The organism is Mesorhizobium neociceri (genome assembly GCF_013520985.1).
GTDB lineage: Bacteria > Pseudomonadota > Alphaproteobacteria > Rhizobiales > Rhizobiaceae > Mesorhizobium > Mesorhizobium neociceri.
Genome location: NZ_JACDTY010000041.1, coordinates 1 through 24270, shown reverse-complemented (window position 1 = coordinate 24270; position 24270 = coordinate 1). Strand labels below are relative to the sequence as shown.

The 24270-nt window shown below is 63.0% G+C and carries 26 protein-coding genes and 1 pseudogene; 19 read left to right on the top strand and 8 right to left on the bottom strand.

The window, feature by feature from the left end:
- Nucleotides 1–215: 215 nt before the first annotated feature.
- Complete coding sequence (gene rcdA / locus H0241_RS34790) at nucleotides 216–746, bottom strand: protease adaptor protein RcdA (protein WP_181062223.1); 531 nt, start codon at nucleotides 744–746, stop codon at nucleotides 216–218.
- 385 nt (nucleotides 747–1131) lie between these two features.
- Nucleotides 1132–1512, bottom strand: a complete 381-nt coding sequence (locus H0241_RS34785; RefSeq protein ID WP_181062222.1) for a hypothetical protein — start codon at nucleotides 1510–1512, stop codon at nucleotides 1132–1134.
- Nucleotides 1513–1825: 313 nt separating this feature from the next.
- Between H0241_RS34785 and H0241_RS34780 the strand changes: the two genes are divergently transcribed.
- Nucleotides 1826–2377, top strand: coding sequence for a DUF2269 family protein (locus tag H0241_RS34780; RefSeq protein ID WP_181062221.1), 552 nt, complete (start codon nucleotides 1826–1828; stop codon nucleotides 2375–2377).
- Nucleotides 2378–2417: 40 nt separating this feature from the next.
- Here the strand turns inward: H0241_RS34780 and H0241_RS34775 are convergent, their stop codons facing one another.
- Nucleotides 2418–3188: a sulfite exporter TauE/SafE family protein gene (locus H0241_RS34775; protein ID WP_181062220.1), complete on the bottom strand. Its 771-nt coding sequence runs from the start codon at nucleotides 3186–3188 to the stop codon at nucleotides 2418–2420.
- Between the two features lie 197 nt (nucleotides 3189–3385).
- Here H0241_RS34775 and H0241_RS34770 point away from each other — a divergent pair, with 197 nt between their 5' ends.
- Nucleotides 3386–3844, top strand: a complete 459-nt coding sequence (locus H0241_RS34770; RefSeq protein ID WP_181062219.1) for a GNAT family N-acetyltransferase — start codon at nucleotides 3386–3388, stop codon at nucleotides 3842–3844.
- A gap of 12 nt (nucleotides 3845–3856) precedes the next feature.
- Here the strand turns inward: H0241_RS34770 and H0241_RS34765 are convergent, their stop codons facing one another.
- Entirely contained in the window at nucleotides 3857–4294 is a 438-nt protein-coding gene (locus H0241_RS34765) for an Lrp/AsnC family transcriptional regulator (RefSeq protein ID WP_181062218.1), read from the bottom strand.
- Between the two features lie 133 nt (nucleotides 4295–4427).
- On the opposite strand from H0241_RS34765, the gene H0241_RS34760 reads away from it, so the two are divergent.
- The 4 genes from H0241_RS34760 (at nucleotide 4428) to H0241_RS34745 (ending at nucleotide 7850) form a co-directional block, all read left to right on the top strand.
- Nucleotides 4428–5345, top strand: coding sequence for a DMT family transporter (locus tag H0241_RS34760; protein ID WP_181062217.1), 918 nt, complete (start codon nucleotides 4428–4430; stop codon nucleotides 5343–5345).
- Nucleotides 5346–5416: 71 nt separating this feature from the next.
- Nucleotides 5417–5992 carry a PH domain-containing protein gene (locus H0241_RS34755; protein WP_181062216.1) on the top strand — a complete coding sequence of 192 codons (576 nt, stop codon included), beginning with the start codon at nucleotides 5417–5419 and terminating at the stop codon, nucleotides 5990–5992.
- Between the two features lie 84 nt (nucleotides 5993–6076).
- Complete coding sequence (locus H0241_RS34750) at nucleotides 6077–6724, top strand: thiamine phosphate synthase (protein WP_181062215.1); 648 nt, start codon at nucleotides 6077–6079, stop codon at nucleotides 6722–6724.
- Between the two features lie 46 nt (nucleotides 6725–6770).
- Nucleotides 6771–7850 (top strand): tetratricopeptide repeat protein, encoded by a 1080-nt coding sequence (locus H0241_RS34745; protein ID WP_181062214.1) that lies wholly within the window; start codon nucleotides 6771–6773, stop codon nucleotides 7848–7850.
- A gap of 9 nt (nucleotides 7851–7859) precedes the next feature.
- Here the strand turns inward: H0241_RS34745 and H0241_RS34740 are convergent, their stop codons facing one another.
- Nucleotides 7860–8876, bottom strand: coding sequence for a zinc-dependent alcohol dehydrogenase family protein (locus H0241_RS34740; protein WP_181062213.1), 1017 nt, complete (start codon nucleotides 8874–8876; stop codon nucleotides 7860–7862).
- A gap of 98 nt (nucleotides 8877–8974) precedes the next feature.
- On the opposite strand from H0241_RS34740, the gene H0241_RS34735 reads away from it, so the two are divergent.
- The 7 genes from H0241_RS34735 (at nucleotide 8975) to H0241_RS34705 (ending at nucleotide 15162) form a co-directional block, all read left to right on the top strand.
- Nucleotides 8975–9838, top strand: a complete 864-nt coding sequence (locus H0241_RS34735) for a LysR family transcriptional regulator (RefSeq protein WP_210285188.1) — start codon at nucleotides 8975–8977, stop codon at nucleotides 9836–9838.
- A gap of 161 nt (nucleotides 9839–9999) precedes the next feature.
- A complete protein-coding gene (gene efp, locus H0241_RS34730; protein WP_112559678.1) occupies nucleotides 10000–10566 on the top strand; it encodes an elongation factor P in 567 nt (188 codons plus the stop codon).
- Between the two features lie 83 nt (nucleotides 10567–10649).
- Nucleotides 10650–11450 (top strand): inositol monophosphatase family protein, encoded by an 801-nt coding sequence (locus H0241_RS34725; protein ID WP_181062211.1) that lies wholly within the window; start codon nucleotides 10650–10652, stop codon nucleotides 11448–11450.
- 111 nt (nucleotides 11451–11561) lie between these two features.
- Nucleotides 11562–12257 (top strand): PAQR family membrane homeostasis protein TrhA, encoded by a 696-nt coding sequence (gene trhA, locus H0241_RS34720; protein WP_181062210.1) that lies wholly within the window; start codon nucleotides 11562–11564, stop codon nucleotides 12255–12257.
- Between the two features lie 183 nt (nucleotides 12258–12440).
- On the top strand, nucleotides 12441–13466 hold the full coding sequence (locus H0241_RS34715; RefSeq protein ID WP_181062209.1) for a MotA/TolQ/ExbB proton channel family protein: 1026 nt from the start codon (nucleotides 12441–12443) through the stop codon (nucleotides 13464–13466).
- 1 nt (nucleotide 13467) lies between these two features.
- Nucleotides 13468–14499 carry a peptidoglycan -binding protein gene (locus H0241_RS34710; protein WP_181062208.1) on the top strand — a complete coding sequence of 344 codons (1032 nt, stop codon included), beginning with the start codon at nucleotides 13468–13470 and terminating at the stop codon, nucleotides 14497–14499.
- A 237-nt stretch (nucleotides 14500–14736) separates the two neighbouring features.
- On the top strand, nucleotides 14737–15162 hold the full coding sequence (locus tag H0241_RS34705; RefSeq protein WP_181062207.1) for a hypothetical protein: 426 nt from the start codon (nucleotides 14737–14739) through the stop codon (nucleotides 15160–15162).
- A 71-nt stretch (nucleotides 15163–15233) separates the two neighbouring features.
- Here H0241_RS34705 and H0241_RS34700 read toward each other — a convergent pair whose 3' ends face one another.
- A complete protein-coding gene (locus H0241_RS34700) occupies nucleotides 15234–15587 on the bottom strand; it encodes a DUF1304 domain-containing protein (RefSeq protein WP_181062206.1) in 354 nt (117 codons plus the stop codon).
- A 163-nt stretch (nucleotides 15588–15750) separates the two neighbouring features.
- Here H0241_RS34700 and H0241_RS34695 point away from each other — a divergent pair, with 163 nt between their 5' ends.
- On the top strand, nucleotides 15751–17238 hold the full coding sequence (locus H0241_RS34695; RefSeq protein ID WP_181062205.1) for a carboxypeptidase M32: 1488 nt from the start codon (nucleotides 15751–15753) through the stop codon (nucleotides 17236–17238).
- Nucleotides 17239–17474: 236 nt separating this feature from the next.
- On the top strand, nucleotides 17475–19517 hold the full coding sequence (locus tag H0241_RS34690) for a DUF3857 domain-containing transglutaminase family protein (RefSeq protein ID WP_181062204.1): 2043 nt from the start codon (nucleotides 17475–17477) through the stop codon (nucleotides 19515–19517).
- 21 nt (nucleotides 19518–19538) lie between these two features.
- Here H0241_RS34690 and H0241_RS34685 read toward each other — a convergent pair whose 3' ends face one another.
- Nucleotides 19539–21341, bottom strand: a complete 1803-nt coding sequence (locus tag H0241_RS34685; protein WP_181062203.1) for an ABC transporter transmembrane domain-containing protein — start codon at nucleotides 21339–21341, stop codon at nucleotides 19539–19541.
- A 204-nt stretch (nucleotides 21342–21545) separates the two neighbouring features.
- Between H0241_RS34685 and rpmE the strand changes: the two genes are divergently transcribed.
- Nucleotides 21546–21767 carry a 50S ribosomal protein L31 gene (gene rpmE, locus H0241_RS34680; protein ID WP_023668748.1) on the top strand — a complete coding sequence of 74 codons (222 nt, stop codon included), beginning with the start codon at nucleotides 21546–21548 and terminating at the stop codon, nucleotides 21765–21767.
- Between the two features lie 117 nt (nucleotides 21768–21884).
- Here the strand turns inward: rpmE and H0241_RS34675 are convergent, their stop codons facing one another.
- Nucleotides 21885–22520, bottom strand: coding sequence for a TetR/AcrR family transcriptional regulator (locus H0241_RS34675; RefSeq protein WP_181062202.1), 636 nt, complete (start codon nucleotides 22518–22520; stop codon nucleotides 21885–21887).
- Nucleotides 22521–22630: 110 nt separating this feature from the next.
- Between H0241_RS34675 and H0241_RS34670 the strand changes: the two genes are divergently transcribed.
- The 3 genes and pseudogenes from H0241_RS34670 to H0241_RS34660 form a co-directional block, all read left to right on the top strand.
- Nucleotides 22631–23464, top strand: coding sequence for an NAD(P)H-binding protein (locus H0241_RS34670; protein ID WP_181062201.1), 834 nt, complete (start codon nucleotides 22631–22633; stop codon nucleotides 23462–23464).
- Nucleotide 23465: 1 nt separating this feature from the next.
- On the top strand, nucleotides 23466–23942 hold the full coding sequence (locus tag H0241_RS34665) for an anthrone oxygenase family protein (protein WP_181062200.1): 477 nt from the start codon (nucleotides 23466–23468) through the stop codon (nucleotides 23940–23942).
- A gap of 177 nt (nucleotides 23943–24119) precedes the next feature.
- A pseudogene (locus H0241_RS34660) lies at nucleotides 24120–24270 on the top strand (IS110 family transposase); the annotation flags it as partial.

Below are 24270 nucleotides of genomic sequence, written 5' to 3'. Positions count from 1 at the left end.
GTGCTCACCGGCAGCCAATGTCGTGTACGTGTTTGGAACTCGCTATCCGCGTAGCCCATCTTGGCCAGCGCTCTCAGATCCGCGCGCAAAAGGCCGGACATATGAGCGCAAGAGACCCGATCAAACTTGCAAGCGGGGGGCCGTCCACATATGAGCACCGGAAGCGCGGAAAACCGCTTCAGATGTCCGTCGAAGTAGAATTATCAAGCAGGCTGTTAGCCCCGGGCGAAAGCCGTGTTCAGCAGCGTGATCTGGTCGGAAACCGGATTGACGCGGCGGACAGCGGACGGCGTCTCGGTGAACGCGCCGCCATAGATCTCTTCGTCCATGCGGCGCACCAGGGCCTGCAGGCGCAGCGAACGGGTGACGAGGTCGAGGAAATCCTTCGGCAGTTCGTTCCAGCCGACCGCCTCGTCATGCGCCGATGCGGTGTCGAGGCGCACCTTGGATTTTTCCGAAGCGACCTGGTCGCGGGTCATCTCGCCGGAGTTTGCCGCTCGCTGCAAAAGCAACCAGGAGGCAACCTGCATCAGCCTGGTGGTCAGCCGCATCGATTCGGCTGCATAGAGCGTCGCCGCCAGCCTGGACAGCTTTTTCGCCTCGGCCCGGCCCTTGCCGTCGAGATATTCGGCCGCCTGCTCGACCAGGCCCATGCCCTCCTGGTAAAGCGGTTTGAAGGATTGGGAGAAAACCCGGCGTTCCGCCAGTTTGATGGTTTTCGCGATGCCCTTCGAAGGCTCGTTCATCGTACGCCCCTGCACTGCCCCGTCGGCTGATTCGGCTCTTCGCCGTCACGCCGGCACCCTAGATGACTGAGGCTTGAAAATGCGCTTCGCCGCGGTTGAAGGCAAGCACATGTTTAACAAACGGTTAACGCCGGCGGATGGGCGCTAAGCACGCCAAAATGCGGACAAAAAAAGAGCCGCGGATAAGGCGGCTCTCAGGAGTTTAACAGGGAGGCGTCAAACGAAGTGGCTCCAACCACTCGGTAAGAATCCAGATAACTGGATGGACATAGTAAACACCTGTAAAGCTTAATGAACCCTTAACGGAGCGGATATTTCTTGATCGACCGCCGCCCTTCTGTGCCGTATCAGCACAACGGCCCGCGGAACCCGATCGTCAGCTTGCTCAAGCCTTCTTCCAGACCGCCGGCAGGGAAATGAAGGCGAACAGCAGCATTCCCGCATAAAAACCTATCGAGGCAGAGCCCAGCACCGGCTCGATCTCCGGATGGCCGGCAAGTTCAAAATAAAGCCCGATCATCAGCACGATGCCGCTGATTGCCGTCAGCCAGAAATGGACGACAGCAATCGTCTTTTGCCCGACGGCAGGGAACAAATGGTAGAAGAAGGCGAACACCGCCGACATCAGCCAACCCGCCACCATGGTGTGCGCGTGGGTCGGCATCTGCCCATGGTCATTGGTGATCGCCATGTGCAGGCCCAAGGCCATGCCGCACAGCGCGTAGATGACGGCCAGGGTGAAGAAATTTCGTGCTACGCCTTGCATTGGATACCCTCGTTGGTTGCCGCAGACTTGGTCCGATCGCGCGCGGCCAAAATGGAACGTCGGTCGCGAGCGGCTTAGTTCCCGTACGTTTCAGGATCATGCCGCAGAGCCTGTCCGGTTTGAATGACCGCCGCCTGGCATTCGGGCGTGTCGTCACAGGCTTGCGACCAAAAGAGTGATCAAACTGCGGTAACAGGCTGGAGCGTCGACGCGACATCGTTCCGAAACATGCGTTGCGCTAAACGCCCGCTTCTCTGAAACGGCCGGCGCAAATCGCTCGGCCGCAGATCATCGGAACACCTTGGAGCAAACCATGGACTGGTACTCGATCGTCAAGTTTCTGCACGTCACCTCGGCAATCCTCTGGGTCGGGGGAGGCTTCGTGCTGTTCCTGCTTGGCGTGCTTGCCGAGCGCGCCGGCAACATCGAGGACAAGCTGCAGGCGATTCGCGCCAGCGGGCAACTGGGCGGCCGTTTCTTCGCGCCGATGTCCATGCTGACGCTGCTCTTCGGGCTCGTCATGTGCATTTTCTGGGTTGGTTTTTCCGACCTTTGGATCCTGATCGGCCTTGCCGGCTACGCCACGACCTTCTCGATCGGCATGCTCATCTTCAAGCCGATCGGGGAACGGATGGGCGCCATGCTCGCCAAGGACGGCGCGACGCCGGCCGCTCTTGCCGAGGGTCAGCGCATGATGAGCACCGCTCGCTTCGACTATTCGGTCATGCTGGTAATCGTCGCCGACATGGTGCTCAAGCCAACCATGCATGATGTCGGTATCCTTGCCGGCATGGCACTGGTCATTGCCGCAGGCGCAACGCTCGCCTTTGGCGGTAGCCGCCGGCTGGTCCCGAGCGCCGCGTGATGCAGCCGCCGGCAAGGGCGGCTATCAGCCGTCCTCGCCTCTACATGAGGCCGGCGATGCCGTCCCACAGCAGCTTGACCGCCACGACGGCCACGGTCGCGTAAGTGAACGGATAAAAGATCTCCGGCCGCATGCGCCGCACCAGCCAGGCGCCGGCAATGGTGGCCAGCGGCGCCAGCGGCATCAGCACGGCGGACGCCGTCAGATTGGCGGTGTCGAACTGGCCGAGCGCGAAATAGGGGATCAGCTTCAGCGCGTTGGTGGCCGCAAAGAAGATCGCCGATGTCCCCGACAGCACCTTCGGATCGAGCCTGATCGGCAGCGCATAGACCTGGAAGGGCGGACCGCCGACATGAGCAACGAAGCTGGTGAAGCCGGCGACGGTGCCCCAGAAGGCGGCGGCGATGCGGTTGGGCGCCGCCGCATGGTCCGAACCGTGGCGAAACTGCAGGTAGAGCCAGCGCAGCACGAAGATCAGCGCGACGGCGCCGACGATCAGTCGCACCATCTCTTCGGTCACAAGGGCCGCCGTCAGCCAGCCCAGGCCAATGCCGATCACCGCGCCCGGCATCATGTCGACCAGCATCTTGCGGTCATACACGCCCCACCACGTCCACACCGAAACGATGTCCATCAGGCACAGGATCGGCAACAGGATGGCGGCAGCCTGCACCGGCGGCATGGCCAACGCCATAAGTGGCACGCCGACAAAACCGACGGCGCCGCCGAAGCCGCCTTTCGACAAGCCGACGAGGATCACCGCCGGAATGGCGGCAGCATAGAACCACGGATCGGCGAGCAGACCTGACATGAGGAGAATGAGGCTGGAGGGAAGATGGTGACCTGCAATAACCCAGAAACCCGTGCGCCGCGACAGCGAAATTCCGGCAGGGCGATGTCGGTCATCAACTGTCTGTAACTTGATCGTTCGGGGTTTGCGGCAAGATTGCCGGCGATGCATAAGGCGCCATCCCCGATGCACCAGGTTTTGACCCCAGGTTTTTGACAATGAGCGAACTCCACATCCGCCGCGCCGAAGCAGCCGACTTGCCTGCCATCGTCGCCATGCTCGCCGACGATCCGCTCGGCAGCAGCCGCGAGGATGCCTCCGAGCCGCTCGCCAAGGCCTATCGCGACGCCTTTGCCGCCATCGATGCCGACCCCAACCAGTTTCTAGCCGTGATGACGGATGGCGGCAGGGTGATCGGCACGCTGCAGATCACTTACCTTGCCGGCCTGTCGCTGCAGGGCGCCTTGCGCGGCCAGATCGAGGCTGTCCGCGTCGCTGCCGACCGGCGCGGCGAAAGGCTGGGGCAACGCCTGCTGGAATGGGCGGTCGAACAGTGCCGCGAACGCGGCTGCAAAATTGTCCAGCTGACCACCAACAAGAGCCGCCACGACGCGCACCGCTTCTATGACCGGCTCGGCTTCAAGGCCAGCCACATCGGTTACAAGCTGGAGCTTTAGCTAAAACGACGCTTACCCAAGTGGGGGCGGGCGGCGCCGGATCGGCTGCGCCTTGATGATGGCGGTGCTGGTCTCCGCCTTGTCGGCGATGCGGTCGAGAAGCTTGTCGAGCTCGCCCATCGAACGCACATAAAGCCGCGCCACGAAACAATCGTCACCGGTGACCTTGTCGCACTCGCCGAATTCCGGGATCTCCTCGATCAGCTTCTGCACGATATGCAGTTTGCCGGGCAGCGGCCGCACCCGCACGATCGCCTGCAGCGGATAGCCCAGCGCCTCCGGGTCGACCTCGACGGTGAAGGCGCGGATGACGCCGCGTTCCTCCAGCCGCCGGAGCCGCTCCGAAACGCTCGGCGACGATAACCCGACCTGTTGCGCCAGATCCTTCAACGAGGTTCGGGAATCCCGGATCAGGATGTCGAGAAGCTTTCTGTCCAACTCGTCCAGCATTTTCATTCCCTGACAAAAGGCGGAGTTCGCCTTATTAAATTAGGTTATCACCGTATATCACCTTTCATAAGGCATATAAACCCTCAGGACCGCATGAGATTATCATACCTCAACGGATATCAGAGGTATTGTCATGGACAGCACGGTGCGCGGCACGATCGAGATGACGGCGGCGATGACGATCATCGGCACGATCGGCTGGTTCGTCGTCATGTCGGGCCAGCCCGTCATGGACGTGGTGTTCTGGCGCTGCGCCTTCGGCGCGGTGGCACTGCTGGTCACCTGCGCAGCACTCGGGCTGCTGCGCGGCAGGCTGACGCTTCGCATCGTTGCCATCGCCGCTCTCGGCGGCGCGGCCATCGTCATCAACTGGCTGTTGCTGTTCAGCGCCTTTTCCCGCGCCTCGATCTCGATCGCCACGGCGGTCTACAACACCCAGCCCTTCATGCTGGTCGGCTTCGGCGCGCTGTTCTTCGGCGAGCGGCTGACCCTGACCAAGCTGACCTGGCTCGGCATCGCCTTCGCCGGCATGCTGCTGATCGTGCAGACAGGGCCCGATGCGGGTCCCGGCTCCGGCATCACCGGCACCGATTATGTCACCGGCATCGGCATGGCGCTTGGCGCGGCCTTCTTCTGGGCCGTCGCGGCAATCGTCGCCAAGAAGCTGAAGGGCACCCCGCCGCATTTGATCGCGCTGATCCAGGTCTGCGTCGGCGTCGTCATGCTGGCGCCCTTCGCCAACCTCTCCCATTTGCCAGCCGACACCTGGAGCTGGGCCATGCTGATCACCCTTGGCGTCGTCCACACCAGCCTGGTCTACATATTGATGTATGGCGCCATCCAGAAACTGCCGACGCATCTGCAGGGGTCGCTGTCCTTCATCTATCCTGTCGTGGCAATCCTGGTCGATGTCATTGCCTTCGGCCACCGGCTGCATCCGGCCCAGCTCGTCGGCGCCGCCGCCATCCTGATCGCCGCCGCCGGCATGAATCTCGGCTGGGCATTGTGGAAGTCGAAAACGCCGGCGCAGAACGCTCACATCAGCAGATAATGCGCCACGGATTTGCACCACAGGCAGAACTCGTGCGATGAAAGCCTGGGTGCATGCGATGAGGTGGTAACGTGGACGTCGGTATCTTTCAGAAACGGCTGCTGCCTCGCGAACGCATCTTGTGGAGCGGTTTTCCCGCGCAAGGCATATTGTTCGCCAGCAGCGATATGTTTCTTATCCCGTTCAGCCTGCTGTGGTGCGGGTTTGCAATTTTCTGGACCTACACGGCGGCAAGCCAAGGCGCGCCGGTTTTCTTCTATGCGTGGGGAGGGATGTTCGTCTGCATCGGGCTCTTCTTCGTCTTTGGCAGGTTTGCCGTCGACGCATGGGTGAGACGACGTATCGCTTACGCAGTCACCGATAAGCGTATTCTCATCATGCGAACCGCCCCTTCCTCCAACTTCATATCGATCGATCTTGAGCGTCTTCCCGATATCCAAATGACGGGCGGGGAAGCAAAGCGTGGCAATTTGCGTTTCGGACCCGCAGCATCTTTCTTCGGAAATTCAAGGACGGGCAGCTGGTCTCCAGCTTTTGACCCCGTCCCACAATTTCTTGGCATCGAAGGGCCCTCGAAGGTGTTTGACCTCATCATGAAAGCCAGCAACGCTCTTCGTTCCGAACAGCGATTGTCGCCTGACAGCTAGCGCCTGTTCAATCCCGGCGCTTTGCTCTATGCCGCAATCCAACCATCTTCGCCCGGCATAGGCGAAATCCGGGATCGAAAGCCAATGAACGACGCAACACCTCCCAACCGCTGCCGCATCGTGCTGATCGCGCCCAAGGACGCACAGGCGCAGCGCATTGCCGCGGCCTTCGAGGGTGGCGACATCGCTTCGCTGATCCTGCCTGAAAACGGTATGGACGAGGCTGCCTTCCAGGCCTTTGCCGAACAGATCGTGCCGGCGGCGCAGGCGGCCGGCATCGCCGTCATCATTGCCGGCGACACCCGCATTGCCGGCCGCGTCCAGGCCGACGGTATTCATGTCGAGGTTTCCAAGGACGCACTCGCCGAGACCATCGAACACTTCCAGGGCAAGATGATGGTCGGCGCCGGCGGCGCCAAGACCCGCGACGACGCGCTGGAACTCGGCGAAACCAGGCCCGATTACATCTTCTTCGGCCGCTTCGGCTACGACAACAAGCCGGAACCGCATCCGCGCAACCTGTCGCTCGGCCGCTGGTGGGCCGACATGATCCAGATCCCTTGCATCGTCATGGCCGGATCGGACCTGGCTTCGGTCGAGGCGGTGGCGGACACCGGCGCCGAATTCGTGGCGCTGTCCAGCGCCGTCTTCGCCGATGGCACCGATCCCGAGGCGGCCATTGCTGCCGCCAATGCACTGCTCGATCAAACCGCGCCGCGCTTCGAGGACTGACGTGCGCCGACCCGGACTTCCTATCGCGGTTCTCGTTGCGGCCTTGATGAGCGGGGCGGCGAGCGCGGCGGAAACCGTGCCGCTGCCGCAGCCGAGGCCCGACACCAGCGCACCCGCCATCAGCGCGCCGGATGCGGGCACCCCCGATGCGGGTGCCGCAAAGGCCGGTGCCCCGAAAACCGGCACCACGGATTCCGGCGTTCATGTCGACAAGCCGATTGAGACTCCGCTGCCGCAGCCCGCGACGACCGCACCGCTGCCCTCGGCCGACGCCATCAATCCCGAGCGCTTCGGCGCCAAGCCGGCGGACCCGGCCTATGGCGCCTTCCAGCGCGGCCTCTACAAGACCGCCTACAATCTGGCGCTGGTGCGGGCCAAGAATGGCGACCCGGCAGCGCAAACGCTGGTCGCCGAGATCCTGTCGCGCGGGCTGGGCGTACCGCTCAACCCTGCCGAGGCCGCCAAATGGTACGCGCAGGCCGCCGAACAGGGGATACCTGAATCGCAGTTCCAGTATGCGCTGATGCTGCTCGATGGCCGCTACGTCAAGAAGGACGAGAAGGGAGCCTACGCGCTGATGCAGGCCGCCGCCGAGGCCGGCAACCGCCTGGCGCAGTTCAACTTCGCGCAGCTGCTGGTGCAGCAGGATCCGGGCGATGCCGGCATCGCCAGGGCCGTGCCCTACTACGAACGCGCCGCCGCGACCGGGCTTGCCGACGCCCAATATGCGATGGCGCAGGTCTATGCCAATGGCGTCGGCGGCAAGCCGCGCGACGACGCCCAGGCGCGCCGCCTGCTGGCGCAGGCTGCCAGGCAGAACTACGACACCGCGCAGATCGATCTTGCCGCCTGGATGATCGAGGGCCGCGGCGGCGTCCGCGACCTGAAATCCGGCTTCAACTGGATGAAGCAGGCGGCCGAAGGCGGCAACGTCGCCGCCCAGAACCGGCTGGCAAAGCTTTATATGGGCGGCATCGGCACCGATCCAGACCTGATCCTGGCCGGGGCCTGGTATGTGGTCGCCCGTCGCGCCGGCCTTATCGATCCGCAGATGGACGATTTCCTGCAAGGGCTGACCGACGATCAGACCAAGCAGGCCCTGCAGAAGGCCAACCGCCTGCCCTGACGAGCGACGTCACTTTGTATGATCGAGCACGACCTTGCCGAATGGCGAGCCGCGTTCGAGATGGCGAAAGGCTTCTTTTGCCTCTGCCCAGGGAAAGACCCGGTCGATCACCGGCCGCAGCCGGTTGACGGCGAGCGCCCGGTTCATGGCTTCGAAGGATTCGCGCGAGCCGACCGGTATGCCGCGGGCTTTCACCTGGCGGCGGAAGATGTCTAGCGGGTTGATCGCCCCTTCACTGCCGCCGAGATAACCGATGACATTGATCTGGGCGCCGCGCGCCGACGCCTTGAGCGACTGCGCGAAACTTTGCGGACCACCGACTTCGATGATGTGATCGGCGCCGCGGCCATCGGTCAGCGCCAGCACGGCCGATGACCAATCCGTAGTGTCGCGGTAGTTGACGCCGTCGTGCGCGCCGAGCTCTTTGGCCCGAGCAAGTTTCTCATCGCTGCCCGACGTAACGATGATGCGTGCGCCGGCGGCCCTTGCGAATTGGACGGCAAACAGCGACACGCCGCCCGTGCCGAGGCTGAGCACGGTTTCGCCTGGCTTGAGGTTGCCTTCCGTGAACAACGCATGCCAGGCGGTGACAGCGGCGCAAGGCAATGTCGCCGCCTCGACATCGCTGAGATGCGCCGGGACGATGACCGCCGCCTGTTCGTCCAGCCGGGCGAATTCGCTGAGCAAGCCGTCGATCGGACCGCCGCGCTGGTATGACGGTTCGGCCATGGCGAAGCTGCCGCCGACCCAACGTTGCCAGAACGTGCCGCAGACCTGGTCGCCGACCTTGAAGCGGCTGACCTCGGGGCCGACAGCAACGACTTCGCCGACGCCGTCGGAAAGCGGTACCAGCGGCAACGGGAATGTCGTGTGATAGCTGCCGCGCGCGATCTCGACATCGCGGTAATTGAGCGCCGTGGCCTTGACCCTGATGATCATCTCCTGACGGCCGGGTTCCGGCATTGGCCGTTCGACCATCTTGAGATTGTCGATGCCGCCCGGGCTCTGCAGTTCGATTGCCTTCATTTTCATCGTCCTTTCGCTTGAAAGGAAAATCACTTGCCAGGCGGTGGATTTCAAATTCATAATGTTCAGAATGATTATGCCTACAGGACATGGACACGGTGATACTTGAGGAACTGCGCACCCTTGCCTTGTTTGCCGAAGAGGGCTCGATCCAGAAGGTCGCCCGGCGCCTGCCGCTGACGCAGCCCGCCGTCACAAGGCAGATCCAGCGGCTGGAGGACATGCTCGCCGTCACGTTGCTCGACCGCCGGCAAAAGCCGCCTCGCCTGACCCCGGCCGGGTTGGAAGTGCTGGCGCGCGGCCGCGACATCCTCGCTTCCGTGGAAGCGCTGAAATCCTTTACTGGGAAGGCCGAGCCGGAAGGCCTGCTTCGCCTTGGTCTCGCCCATGGCCTCTCCGACCGGGACGTGGCGGAGGCTATCGCCAATGCTGCGGCGATGTTCCCGAAAGTGTCGTTGCGGCTCAAGACCGGCTGGAGCGCCGAACTTGTCGATCAGTTCGATCGTGGGCAGATCGACCTCGCCATCGTGCTGCGCGCGGGCGGCAGCGAGCACGGCGGCGCCTGCATCGGCATCGAACGTCTCGGCATCGTGACGCACGAGCAGGCGGGGCAGATATCCGACCTCAAAAATGCAGCCTGGATTTTGAGCCCGGCGCCATGTGATGCGCGCCAGCTTTTGCTTGTCGCTCTTGGCGATGACGGCCGCAGACTATCCATTGCCGCCGAAATCCAGGACCCGGCCATGCAGCTGGAATGGGTGCGCCGCGGCCTTGGTGTCGGCTTGATGCCAATGCGCCTTTTCGGCAGACAGCTGCCGCAGGGCGTGACACTTGTCGAAACGGAGAAACTCGACCTGTCCATGCAGGTCGTCGTCCTGCGCTCGCCGCATATCCACCGGCTGACGAAGGTCGCCGAGGCCATCGCCGGCGCGATCGGGTCAGTTGTCAATCAGCACGGCTGATCGAGCCTGCGTCGGCGCCGCATCCGCTGCCTGACTGCGCGTATCGATGCCTTCCGACCGGCGCCAACCTGCCCGCTCCCTTGCCTCTTCGGGTGATTTGTGGTCTTGGGAGCCCGAAATCGCTTGTCCAGCGACCATCTCATTCCCGGATCAACATCATCATGGCCAAGATCAATGGCAACGAAATCCGTCCCGGCTATGTCATCGAGCACGATGGCGGCCTCTGGGTGGCGGTCAAGACCAACACCGTCAAGCCCGGCAAGGGCGGCGCCTACAACCAGGTCGAACTGAAGAACCTGATCAACGGCACCAAGCTCAACGAGCGCTTCCGTTCGGCCGAGACCGTCGAGCAGATCAGGCTCGACCTGAAGGATTTTTCCTTCCTCTACGCACAGGACGACGCGCTGGTGTTCATGGACACGCAGAGCTACGAGCAGCTCGAACTGGCGAAGGATTTTGTCGGCGACCGCGCCGCCTTCCTGCAGGACGGCATGATGGTGACGGTCCAGCTTTATGAGGACAGGCCGATCGGCATTTCGCTGCCCGACCAGGTGACGCTGACCATCACCGAGGCCGACCCGGTGGTGAAGGGCCAGACCGCCGCTTCTTCCTACAAGCCGGCGGTACTGGAAAACGGCATTCGCGTCCTGGTGCCGCCATTCATCGGCGCCGGCGAACGCATTGTCGTCGACACCAACGAACTCACCTACATGCGCCGCGCAGACTGATGCATGTCGCCCAAAAGTGGCCCCGGTTTTGGGTCACCGACATGCATCAAGACTAAGGTACGCAGCAGCAGGAAGAAGATACTATGGCACGCTCCGCACTTCTCAACGTCATGGTCCAGGCCGCCATGAAGGCCGGCCGCTCACTGTCGCGTGACTTCGGCGAGGTGCAGAACCTGCAGGTGTCGATGAAGGGGCCGGGCGACTATGTCAGCCAGGCCGACCGCAAGGCCGAGGACATTCTGTTTGCCGAACTGTCGAAGGCGCGGCCGGGCTATGCCTTCCTGATGGAAGAGCGCGGCGTGGTCGAAGGCGATGACGATCAGCATCGCTGGATCGTCGACCCGCTCGACGGCACCACCAATTTCCTGCACGGCATCCCGATCTTTTCCATCTCGATCGCGCTCGAGCGTCAGGGCCAGCTCGTCGCCGCCGTGATTTACAATCCGGCAATGGACGAACTCTACACCGCCGAGCGTGGTGGCGGCGCTTTCATGAACGATCGCCGGCTTCGCGTTGCCGGCCGCAGCAAGCTCACCGACTGCGTTATCGGCTGCGGCGTGCCGCATCTCGGCCGCGGCCAGCACGGCAATTTCCTGGTCGAGCTGCGCAATGTGATGGCCGAGGTCTCGGGCGTGCGCCGCCTGGGTTCGGCCGCGCTCGATCTCGCTTATGTCGCCGCCGGCCGCATGGACGGCTTCTGGGAAACCGGCCTGTCGGCATGGGATATCGCCGCTGGCCTGCTCCTGGTCCGTGAAGCCGGCGGCTTCGTCTCCGACATGGATGGCGGCCAGGACATGCTGGAGGCAGGCTCGGTCGTTGCCGGCAATGAAGTCATTCAGCGCGCGCTGCTCAAGGCTGTGAAGAAGCCGCTTTCTGCACGCTGATCACTGTGCATGCTGGGACAGCGCGCTGAAGCGCCGCAGTCGTAAAACCGCAACCAAAGCTTGAAATGCTGCGTGGCAACCGCCCAGATAAGGGCTGATGCAGGATTTTCGATGACGCCGCTTTCCCCGCCTGAATCGCCAATTGAAATCCCCTTTGTCGGGCGCTGGCACTATTCGCGCGCGGAGATGATCGCCGACGGCATTGTGCACGCGGTCGGCATCGTGCTGGCGATAGCGGCGGGCTCGGCCTTGCTGGCACTGGCCGCTTTCCATGCAGGTCCCGGCGAATACGTCGCCGCCGTCTTCTTTGTGGTGTCGCTGCTGACCGTGTTGTCGGTTTCGCTCACCTACAATCTGTGGCCGGTGACATCGCCGGCGAAATGGATCTTGCGGCGCTTCGACCATGCCGCGATCTATCTCCTGATTGCGGCGACCTACACGCCCTTTCTGGCCCAGCTCGAAAACTCGCCGCTGGCGCTGCCGATGATTGTCCTTGTCTGGACCGCTGCCGTGACCGGCATCGCCATAAAAGTGTTTCTGCCCGGCCGCTTCGACCGCCTGGCCATAGTCTTCTATCTCGCCATCGGCTGGAGCGGCATCGTTCTGGTCAAGCCGCTGGTCGCGACATTGCCGACGACGTCGATCGCGCTGATCGTTGCCGGCGGCATCGTCTATTCCTGCGGCGTCATTTTCTTCGCCTGGAAGGGGCTGCGCTTCCACAATGCCGTCTGGCACGGCTTTGTCATCACCGGCGCCGGGCTGCATCTTGCCGCAATGGTCGACTGCCTGGTCATCAACCGCCTCTGAACGGCGGAGCGCCACCCGATCTGTCGGGCAATATTGCCAAGCGCCATTCAATTTGGTCACAATTCCGTTTAGAGTCGCGAATTACGTGATCGGCGGCACTGGAGCAGTTCCAGGGAAAGTGTGAGCGGTTTCCCGTTCGGAATTGCGTCGAGGCAAATAAAGAGCATCGGAAACGGGGCACGGATGGCTTTTCTCAGATCCTTCGGCGTGGGCAGACGCTCTGATGTCCTGATGTATGATCCGCACAAACTGTCGAGCCCCCAGGTTTTCCTCCTGACCATGGTCATCTTCCTGGTCATCGTCGCCTTCATCGCCGCCATCCTCACCCGCCAGATCTCGACCGCCTTCGGCAGCAATCCTGGTCTTAACGGCCTGATCGTCGGCGTGCTGGTGGTCGGCATCCTGCTTGCCTTCACCCAGGTCGGACGGCTGTTTCGCGAAGTGCGCTGGGTCAATTCGTTCCGCGCCGGTTCCGAAACCACCGAACCGGTGCTGCTGGCGCCGATGAAGGCGATGATCGGCCGTTCCTCGACCGTGGCCTTCTCGACCTCCTCGATGCGCACCATGCTGGATTCGATCGCCACCCGCCTCGACGAAAGCCGCGACACCTCGCGCTACCTCGTCGGCCTGCTGGTGTTCCTCGGCCTGCTCGGCACCTTCTGGGGCCTGCTGAACACCATCGGCTCGATCCGCGAGACCATCGAATCGCTCGATCCCGGCACCGGCGACGCCGCCGCCGTGCTCGATTCGCTGAAACAGGGGCTGTCGGCGCCGCTGGCCGGCATGGGCACCGCCTTCTCGTCCTCGCTCTTCGGCCTTTCCGGTTCGCTGGTGCTCGGCTTCCTCGACCTGCAGGCCGGCCGCGCCCAGACCCGTTTCTACACCGAGCTTGAAAACTGGCTGTCTTCGGTCACCGATCTCTCCTCCGACATCGTCGTTGCCGATCCGGCCAAGAGCGAACCCTCCGACGAGATCCGCCTTTTGTCGGAACGGCTGCGCAGCATGCAGGAAAACGGCGGCGGCTCCAATCCGCGCGTCGCCACCGCCATGGCCAATCTCGCCGACGGCATTTCCGGCCTGGTCAAGAACATGCGCTCCGAGCAGCAGATCATGCGCGACTGGGTCGAAGCCCAGTCGGACGAGCAGAAGGCGATGCGCAACACGCTGGAAAAAATCGCCGACGCGCTGAAGAAGCCTGGGGTCCACTAGCATGGCGCTCGCCAGGGGCCGACGCACCGACCGCCGCATCGACTATTGGCCGGGCTTCGTCGACGCGCTGTCGACGCTGCTTCTGGCGATCATGTTCCTGCTCACCGTTTTCGTGCTGGCGCAATTCCTGCTCGGCCGCGAACTCTCCGGCAAGGATACGGCGCTCACACGCCTCAACTCGCAGATCAACGAACTGACGCAACTGCTGGCGCTGGAGCGCTCGACGACGCAGGACAAGGATGATTCGCTCGCCAATCTGCAGGCATCGCTGTCGGCGTCAGAGGCGGAAAAGAGCCGGCTGGAGCAATTGCTGGCGCAAGGTGCCGGCGCCGGCGACGCCGCCAACCAGCGTGCCGTAGAGCTGGGCGGCGAACTCGACAGCCAGCGCCAGATCAGCCAGCAGGCGCTGAGCCAGGTCGAAATCCTCAATCAGCAGATCGCCGCACTGCGCAAACAGATCGGCGCGCTTGAAGATGCGCTCAACGTGTCGGAAACGCGCGACCGCGATTCCAACACCAAGATCGCCGATCTCGGCCGTCGGCTGAATGTCGCGCTGGCGCAGCGCGTGCAGGAGCTGAATCGCTACCGCTCCGACTTCTTCGGCCGCCTGCGCGAAATCCTCGCCGACCGCGAGAACATCCGCATCGTCGGCGACCGCTTCGTCTTCCAGTCGGAGGTGCTGTTCCCGACCGGCTCCGAAGTGATCAATGATGCCGGCAAGGTCGAGATGAAGAAGCTCGCCGACGCCATCATCGAACTGCAAAAGGAAATTCCCCCGGAGATCAACTGGGTGCTGCGCGTCGATGGCCACACCGACAACAAGCCGCTGTCGGGCACCGGCCGCTATCGCGACAATTGGGAACTGTCGACGGCGCGTTCGACTTCGGTGGTCAAGTTCCTGATCGAGAACGGCGTGCCCGCCAACCGGTTGGTCGCCGCCGGCTTCGGCGAATTCCAGCCGCTCGACCCCGCCGACACCGAAGACGCCCGTAACAAGAACCGTCGCATTGAACTGAAGCTCACCGAACGGTGATTTTTAGTCACGCGAATTTGTTCGTCGGCTCAACTCTAGGGCGCAAGGCGGCCCCGGCAAGGCCTGAAAACATTATCTTTTTTTAATTACACTTCGCGTTTCCGGGCTCCTAATTTGCGGCGCAGGGCCGAGACCCGCCGGCGATGCCTCCCATCGCGACGCGACGGAACCCGACGGCCCGCCCCGGAAGGCGGAGCGACAGCGCTTGCCCTTCCACAGCAGGAGGAGACGCACATCATGCGTTCTTTGAAGACTCTCAGGACTGCAACCCTCACGACACTACTAATCGCCGTTCCGCTCGCCGGCGCCTATGCCGCCGGACATCACAAGGGCGCCCTCGACGCCAGCGACCCGACCGACATGACCGGTCCGCGCGTGACCGGCTTGATCGAGCAGATACAAGGCGTCGACCAGGGCATCACCGATGCCAGGCAGGCCAACACGATCACGTCGGCCGAAGCGCAGCGGCTGCATCTGCGCGCGGCGCATATCAGCCAGGCCGCCAAACGGGTCGCCGGTTCGGATCATGGCAGGATCCCGGCCACGCAGTATCACGACCTGCTGCGCCGCCTCGACAACGTCAACCAGAAGCTGATGGTCGATACCGGCAGCGGCTTCCTGATGGGCGATGGCGCCGACGGCGGCCACTATCCGAACGGCTGAGGTCCGCTCTGATATCCCAAGAGTGAGGAAGGGACTGTCTGACGCCCTTGGCTCCAAGGGCGTCTTTTTTGTCACCAGCCCAGCCAGAGCGCGACGAGCGCAACCACCGCCGGCACGGTCTGGATATACAGGATTTTCCTGCTGGCGGTCGCCGCGCCATAGAGCCCGGCGATGGCGACGCAAAGCAGGAAGAACACCTTGATCTGGAATCCCGCCGCGCCGAGATAGAGGCCCCAGATCAGCCCGGCGGCAAGGAAGCCGTTGTAAAGGCCCTGATTGGCGGCCAGCACCTTCGATGCGCTGGCGAAGTCGGGCTTGAGGTTGAACGCCTTGTGGCCACGCGGCGTGTCCCATGCCACCATCTCCAGATAGACGATGTAGAGGTGGATCAGGGCTACCAGCCCGACCAGTATGTTGGCGATCATGTCTTTCTCCCCCAGGCCGCTTCACGCCGTCGGGCCATATTGAGCATGCTCGCCGCGGCGTGCAAGCTCGCGCCGCCTTGCGCCCATCAACCGACACTTGTGCAGGGTTGCCAAGCCTGGCGCATTGGTATCTTTTCCCGCCGTCCAAAACGCGGAACCTGCCATGTCCTTTCAGAAACTCGACGACCTCTGCCACAAGCTCGAAGCGCTGGAACATGCGCTCGCCATCCTCGGCGCCGACGAGGCGACCCACATGGCCGTCGGTGGCGGCGAGAAGCGCGCCGAAGCGATGTCTTCCCTGGCCGGCATGCTGCATATCAGGGCAACCGCGCCGGAAATCGCCGACTGGCTTGCTGCCGCCGAACAAGAAGCGCTGAATGAGGAGCAGCAGGCGGCGGTTCGCGAATTACGCCGGCAATACACCAACCTGACCTGCCTGCCGGTCGAATTCGTCGAACGCCAGACGGTGGCGCGCATGCGCTCCGAGCAACTCTGGCGCGCCCTGCGCGCCAAGAACGACTGGGCCGGCTTCCTGCCGGCGCTCGAAGGTGTCATCGCGCTGGTGCGCGAGGAGGCGGCCCTGCGCGCCGACGCGCTCGGCCTCGATCCCTACGACGCGCTGATGGAGCAATACGATCCCGGCAACCGCGCCGCCGACATCACGCCGGTCTTCGCCGAGTTGAAGACGTTCCTGAAGGGCTTTGTGCCGCAAGCGCTGGCCGTGCAGGAAGAACGGCTGGCCAAGCGCCCGCTGAAGCCGCTTTCGGGCAACTATTCGATCGACAAACAGCGCGAGCTCGGTCTCGCCATGATGGCGGCAGTCGGGTTCGACCTTACCCATGGCTCGCTGTCGGTGTCGCACCATCCTTTCTGCGGCGGCGTGCCGAGCGACGTGCGCATCACCACCCGCTACAAGACCTCCGATTTCCTGTCGGCGCTGATGGGCGTGCTGCACGAGACCGGCCATGCGCTCTACGAGCAGAACCTGCCGAAGGCTTGGGCGCACTGGCCGCTCGGCAAGGCGCGCGGCATGGCGGTGCATGAAAGCCAGAGCCTGTTCGTCGAGAAGCAGATCGGCCGCAACCCCGAATTCTGGCGCTGGGCGCTGCCCGTGGTCGAACAGCATCTCGGCGAGGCCTGGTCGCTCGACGACATCCTGCCGCATGTGCACCGGGTCGAGCGCGGCCTGATCCGCGTCGACGCCGACGAGGTCACCTATCCGCTGCATGTCATCCTGCGCTACGAGCTGGAGCAGGAGCTTGTCTCGGGGCGGCTGCAGGCCGCCGACCTGCCCGAGGCGTGGGACGCCAAGATGCAGGAGTACCTTGGCCTTTCGACCATCGACAATCCGGCCGACGGGCCGATGCAGGACGTGCATTGGCCAGGTGCTGCCTTCGGCTATTTCCCGTCCTATACGCTGGGCGCCATGATGGCGGCGCAGCAGTGGGCGGCGCTGACCAGCGAGCATCCTTCCGCCAACGACGATCTGGCAAAAGGAAACTTCGAGGCCATCAACGGCTGGCGCCGCGACAAGATCTGGTCGCAGGGCTCACACTGGTCGACGCCCGACCTGCTCGAACGCGCCACCGGCGAGAAACTGAACGCCGCGCATTTCACCCGTCACCTGAAGCAGCGCTACGGGGCCGACTAGTTCCGGCCGCCGCAGGCTCCAAAAACTTCGGCCGATGGGCTTTACTTCTGCTGGAAAGCCTCTGAAAAAGAGTTGTTTTTCGAATTGCGTCAAAACAAAGGGGCGGAGCGGTTCAGCGTTTTCCGTGAAACGATGAACCGGTCTAGAGTTGGCGAAGCTGGATGTCGGCCTGTATTGGTTTTCGTGTGATCAAGTCTTGCTGGCGGCTCATCGGCTTCGCCCTCTTTCTGATCAGCTTGAGTTCTCCGGCCCTGTCCGACGAGGTGGTTCTTATCGGACCAGCGCCGTCCTGGACCAGGCTGATCGATGTTCCCTCAGCTGACGCCACCCGATCCGACCAGATCAGGAACGGCATCTCGTGGCTGCTCTCGGACGACCAGATCGTCCACCGCACCGGCGGTTACGACCAATACTCGCGCACGGTCTACAAGATCGTCGACCGGCCAGGCCTCGAGCAGGGCGCCGGAATCAACCTGCAGTTCGATCCGTCGCGGCACAAAGTCACCTTGAACCATCTGCGCATCATCCGCGATGGCGCCGTGATCGACCGGCTGGCAAGCACGAAATTCGATATTTTCAGGCAGGAAAAGGACGCCGAGAAAGGCCTGTACGACGGCTGGCTGACGGCCCATGTCAACGTCGAAGACGTGCGTGTCGGCGACATTGTCGACTATGCGACGACCTATGAAATCACGCCGCTTGTCGGCAAGGATCTTTTCTTCTTCAGCTTTGCGACCGAGTGGGAAGAGCCGGTGGCGCTGATCCGCGCAAACATCACCTGGCCCGCCACTCAGCCGCTTCAGATCAAGGCACGAGGAACGGAACTCAAGCCGGCAATCTCTTCGTCGGGATCGGACACCGTCTATTTGTGGGAGATCCGCAATCCGAAGCCGGTGAAGGTCGAGGACAACCTGCCGGCGCAGTATCCGGCCTGGGGCTCCCTCGACGTGGCCTCGACCGCAAACTGGCAAAGCGTCGTCGACGCCATTGCGCCCCACTACAGGCCGGTGACCGATTTTCCCGCCGACTTCGCAGCCAAGCTCGACGACATAGCCGTCAAGCATCCCGTAGCCGAAGACAGGATGATCCAGGCGACGCGGCTGGTGCAGGACCAGATCCGTTATGTCAGCCTGTCGATCGGTGCAGGATCCTATGTTCCGCGCGATCCAGCGACCGTCCTGCAAAGCGGGTTTGGCGACTGCAAGGACAAGGCATTGCTGCTTGCCTCGTCGCTTGTGCGACTTGGCATTTCTGCCGAGGTCGCCCTGGCCGATCTCGACCATGGGCGGGCGTTGGACCAGCACCTGCCGGCCCTGCGCGATTTCGACCATGCCATCGTCAAGGCGAAGATCGGAACCCAGACATACTGGCTGGATGCCACCAACGATCTTCAGGGCGGCAAGGCATACAATCTTGCGCAGGCCGATTATGGGTTCGCGCTGCCGCTTTCCAGCACCGGCGGATTGGAGAAGATGCCAACCCCGGAGCTGACCAGCCCATCGATCCAGGTCGCGGAAGAATTCGAGTTTCCCGAGAAGCCGGGCGATCCGTTGTCGCTGACGGTCTTTTCCATGTACGAAGGCGCCGACGCCGACTCGATGCGCAACAGGCTGGCTGGCCAGTCGCTGACCGAACTGTCGGACAACTACCTGAAATATTACAGCAAGCAGTATCCGGGCATTCAAAGCATCGCAAAGCTGGAAATCCTGGATCAACGCGACGGCAACATCGTCAGCGTGAAAGAGAGCTATTCGCTGCCGGCGCAGGCGCTGGCGGCCAACGATCTTGCCAAGAATTTCCCCATCCAGGCGGCGGATCTCGGCAACTATCTCCCGACCCCGACCATCGTCGGCCGCCGCGGCCCCATATCCCTCGGCTCTCCGTATTACCGTCGACACAGCGTGACGGTGCGCAACCTCAAGGCGAGGTTTTCCGGCGAGGAAATAAAAAACATCGTGACACCCTATGTGTCGCTCAAGACGTCGTGGAGCAACACGGCAACCGAATTCCGGGCGGAATGGAATTTGCAGACGCTGGCGAGGGAAGTTCCTGCCACGGCGATTGCGGATTATCTGAAATCCGTCGAGGACATCTCTAAGGACGTTCAGTGGGAATATGACTTCACCTACGTCGATCCGCCGACCGCCGAAGTGAAGGTCAGCGATCCGGACACGGAACAGCGACAGATCATCGCCAGCATGTTCCTCTTGACCTTGTTCGTCGGTGTCCCGGTATTCATCGCTGTCCGGCGCGGTCGGCGCCAGCCTGCCCGCAGCTGAACTCTATCTGCCTAGCAACGATTACTCGGCGGCACCCCTGAAGGCGCTGGCGCCGGTTTCGAACTGCAGTTTGGCCAGCCGCGCATAGATGCCGCCCTTGGCGACCAGGCTCTGATGCGTGCCTTCCTCGACGATGCGGCCGCCATCCATGACCAGGATACGATCGGCCTTCAGCACGGTCGCCAGCCGGTGAGCGATGACGATGGTGGTGCGGCCCTGCATCAGCCGTTCCAGCGCCTTCTGCACCAGCGTTTCGCTTTCGGCGTCGAGCGCAGAAGTCGCCTCATCGAGCAACAGGATCGGCGCATCGCGCAGGATGGCGCGGGCGATCGCCACGCGCTGGCGCTGGCCGCCAGACAAAGTCACGCCGCGCTCGCCGACCTGGCTGTCATAGCCCTTGTCGAGCCGCAGGATGAACTCGTCGGCCAGCGCATCCCTGGCGGCCGCCTCGATCTCGGCATTCGAGGCGCCCGGGCGGCCGAAGCCGATATTGTCGCGTGCGCTGGCCGCAAAGATGGTGACGTCCTGCGGCACGATGGCGATGCGTGCCCTGACATCGGCCGGATCGGCCTCGCGCACGTCAACGCCGTCAATGGCGATACGGCCGGTCTCGGGATCGTAAAAGCGCAGGATCAGCGAAAAGACGGTGCTTTTCCCGGCGCCCGAAGGGCCAACGATCGCCACCGTCTCGCCGGGCTTCACCTGGAAACTCAAGCCGTGGACGGCGGCGCGGTCGGGCCGCGCCGGATAGGAGAAGGAGACGTCGTCGAAGCTGATCGCGCCTTTCGCCTTGGCAGGCAGCGGCAGCGGGTTGGCCGGCGACTGGATCGCCGGCGTCTCGTCCAGGATCTCGGTCAGCCTTTCGGCCGCGCCTGCCGCCTGGGCAAGCTCGCCCCAGACTTCCGACAACGCGCCGAGTGCGCCGGCGGCAAACACCGAATAGAGCAGGAACTGGCCGAGCGTACCGGGCGACATCGTGCCGGCGAGCACATCGCGCGAGCCGAACCACAACACCGCCACGACCGAGGAAAAGATCATGAAGATGGCAAAGAAGGTGAGCAGCGAGCGGGAGAAGATCGACGAGCGCGCCGCCTGGAAGGCGGCTTCCACCGCGGCCGAGAACCGCCCGGTGACGAGTGTCTCGTTGGTGAAGGCTTGCAGCGTGCGCACCGCCCCGATCTGCTCGCTGGCATAGGCAGTGGCTTGCGCCAGCGTGTCCTGCGCCTGCCGCGACCGGCGCCGGACCGAGCGGCCGAAGGCGACCAGCGGCAGCACGATCAGCGGAATGGCCGCTATCACCAGGCCGGACAGTTTCGGGCTGGTGACGACCATCATCGCCACTGCGCCGAGACCGAGGATGACATTGCGCAGCGCCACCGAGGCGGTGGCGCCGACGGCGGATTTGACCTGCGTCGTGTCGGCGGCAAGCCGCGAGACGATCTCGCCTGACTGGGCGGTGTCGAAAAAGGAAGGCGACAGCGTCGTGACATGCGAAAACACATCGCTGCGGATGTCGGCAACGACCCGCTCGCCGAGCGTGATGACGAAATAGTAGCGGCCAGCCGATGCCGCCGCCAAAAGCGCGGCCATCGCCACCAAAGCGGCGAAGTACTCGGCGATGAAGGTGGTGCTGGACGCGCTGAAACCGTGGTCGATCATGCGCCGCACGGCGAGCGGCAGCGTCAGCGTCGTCGCCGCCGCGATGGCCAGCGAAATGACGGCGCCGATGACCAGTTTGCGGTAGCGGGCGATGTAGGGATAGAGGCGCCTGAGCGGCCCGAGCGAGCGTCTGCGCTCGTCTTGCTCGCCGCTGATATCCGCCATGACCGTTTCCTCTGGCCGCTTCCAGGTAAGCGCTTTCAATATGCGCCTGCCACGGCCTTGTGATTCAATTCCGGCTGATGTATAGGCTCGCCGACCGTTTTAGAAGCCGTGGCTTTTCAATAGCTGCGGCTTCGAGTTTTAAAAAGGGGCGCATCGACGCAGGCCACGGGCCCGTCGGCAGCGCCACAGCCAGGAAGCACGACAATGAAGGCCGACATCCATCCCGATTACCACACGATCAAGGTCGTCATGACCGATGGCACTGAATACTCGACCCGTTCGACCTGGGGCAAGGAAGGCGATACGATGAACCTCGATATCGACCCGACCACGCACCCGGCCTGGACCGGCGGCCAGCAGACCCTGCTCGACCGCGGTGGCCGCCTGTCGAAGTTCAAGAAGCGTTTCGAAGGTTTCGGCCTCTAAGCCTATCGGCTTTCGCAGATCAGAAACCCGCCCTTGTGGCGGGTTTTTTGTTGCCGCCAAAGAAGGTCGCTTCAAGCTGGCGCGCCTCTACCTCCCCCTTGTGGGGAGGGTGAGAGCCTACCCTTCCAACAACTCCCTCAACGCCATGCGCTTGTAGGCGGCGACCAGCCTGTCGCCCTCCTGCCGGTCGACCGAGATCGCCAGCCGCACGGCAGCCTCGCCCATCTGCCATACCAGAAACGCCGTCGTCTCCAGCGCCACCGGATCGGCGCCGGGTTGCAGGCGCTTGAGCACGGCGGTCAGGAATTCGGCATTGGCTCGGCTATCGGCGAGTTCGAGCTGGCGCAGCGCCTTGTCGGCCTGCGTGCCCGACCAGATGTCGCGCATCACCGGCTCAGCCAGGAACAGCTGGTAGTAGATATCGACCAACTCTGAAAACGCCTGCCGTAGGCCCTCGGCGTCGACGACATCCCTGAGTGCACCCGAAATGCAGGCCTGGCTTTCGGCGGTGTAGCGCTCGGCCAGCGCCCACACGATCGCCCGCTTGTCGGGAAAGAACTGGTAGAGCGAGCCGATCGACACCCCTGCCTTCTCCGCCACCTCGCCCATGCGCATGGCGTCGCTGCCTTGTTGGGCAATCAGCGCCGAGGCGGCGGCCAGCATGCGCTCGACCCGCTCGCGGCTGCGTTGCTGGCTGGGCGCCCGCCGCGGTGATCCGACCTGCCCATCCTGCTCAACGGTCCTGCCTTCCATGGTCCCTCCAAGAATTTTCAGCGAACGCGCTTGACTTGAAGAATACGAGGGTTTATCACGTTTTGCAAATGTGAGTATTACTCATGTTTGAAAAAGAGAGGAAAACGAAAATGACTGACACGAGTTCAAAACCAATCCTGATCCTCGGCGGCACCGGCAAGACTGGCCGCCGCCTGGCCGAGCGCCTGACCGCAAAGGACGTTCCCGTGCGCATCGGCTCGCGCTCGGGCAGCCCACGCTTTGACTGGGAGGTTCCCGCGACCTGGGGCCTGGCCATGCAGGGCGTCGGCGCCATCTACATCAGCTACTATCCCGACATCGCCGTGCCGGGTGCCGCCGAGACTGTCGGCGCCTTCGCCAGGCTTGCCGTGGCCAATGGCGTCACCCGCCTGGTGCTGCTCTCCGGGCGCGGCGAGACGGAGGCCCAGCGCGCCGAAGAAATGGTCAAAGCCTCGGGCGCCGACTGGACGATCCTGCGCTGTGCCTGGTTTTCGCAGAACTTCAGCGAAGGCTTTCTCGTCGAGTCCTTGCTCGGGGGTGAAGTAGCCTTGCCAGTCGGCAATGTCGGTGAGCCCTTTATCGATGCCGACGACATTGCCGACGCGGCCTTCGTTGCGCTGACCGAGCCGGGCCATGTCGGCCAGCTCTATGAACTGACCGGGCCGCGGCTCCTGAGCTTCGCCGACGCGGTCGCCGAGATCGCCAAGGCGGCCGGCCGCGACATCCGCTATATCAAGGTCTCACATGACGAATTCGCCGCCGCGATGGCCGCACATGAACTGCCGCCCGAAATCACCTGGCTGCTCAACGAGCTATTCACTGAAGTGCTTGACGGCCGCAACGAGGCGCTGACCGACGGCGTCCAGCGCGTGCTTGGCCGTGCGCCGAAAGACTTTTCCGCCTACGCAAATGAAACCGCCGCAACCGGCATCTGGAGTAACTGAGATGATGAAGCTTCTTCCCACCCTCACCATCATTGCCGCAATCGGCTCGGGCGTCGTCGGCGGCGTGTTCTTCGCCTTTTCCAACTTCGTCATGGCGGCGCTTGCCCGGCTGCCCGTCCCTCAAGGCATCGCGGCGATGAATTCGATCAACGTCACAGTGATCACCCCGACCTTCATGACGGCGTTGTTCGGCACCGGCCTGCTCTGCCTGGTGCTTATCGCCGCCGCCATCATGGGCTGGAGCCAGTCGGGCTCCTACTGGCTGCTTGCCGGCGCGGTGATCTACCTGATCGGCAACCCGATCGTGACCATGGTCTTCAATGTGCCGCTCAACGATGCGCTTGCCGCCGTCGACCCGGCCAGCGCCAATGGCGCAGCCGTGTGGGCGAACCATCTGAACCAATGGGTGATGTGGAACCACGTCCGCACCATCACCGCCATCGTGTCGATGGCCTGCTTCATCTTCGCATTGCTCTGAAAGTCGTTAAGCAACGTAAGCTGTGTCGAGATTCAGGTCAGGCCGAGCCGAGAGTTATGGGCTCCGAGAACCGGAGCGGAGCGTACTTTTGGGTACGTGTTGGGGTGGACGGCCCCCGACGGCATCGCAATGTGCCAGAATGAGGTCGTTGCAAATCTCAAACAAGGGAGACCGTCCGTGGATAAACTTATTCGCATTGGGATGGATACGTCAAAGAGCGTTTTCCAGCTCCATGGCGTGAATGAAGCCGAGCAGCCTGTGTTGCGCAAGAAACTGCGGCGCAATCAGGTGCTCGCCTTCTTTGCCGGGCTTCCACCGCTGAAGATTG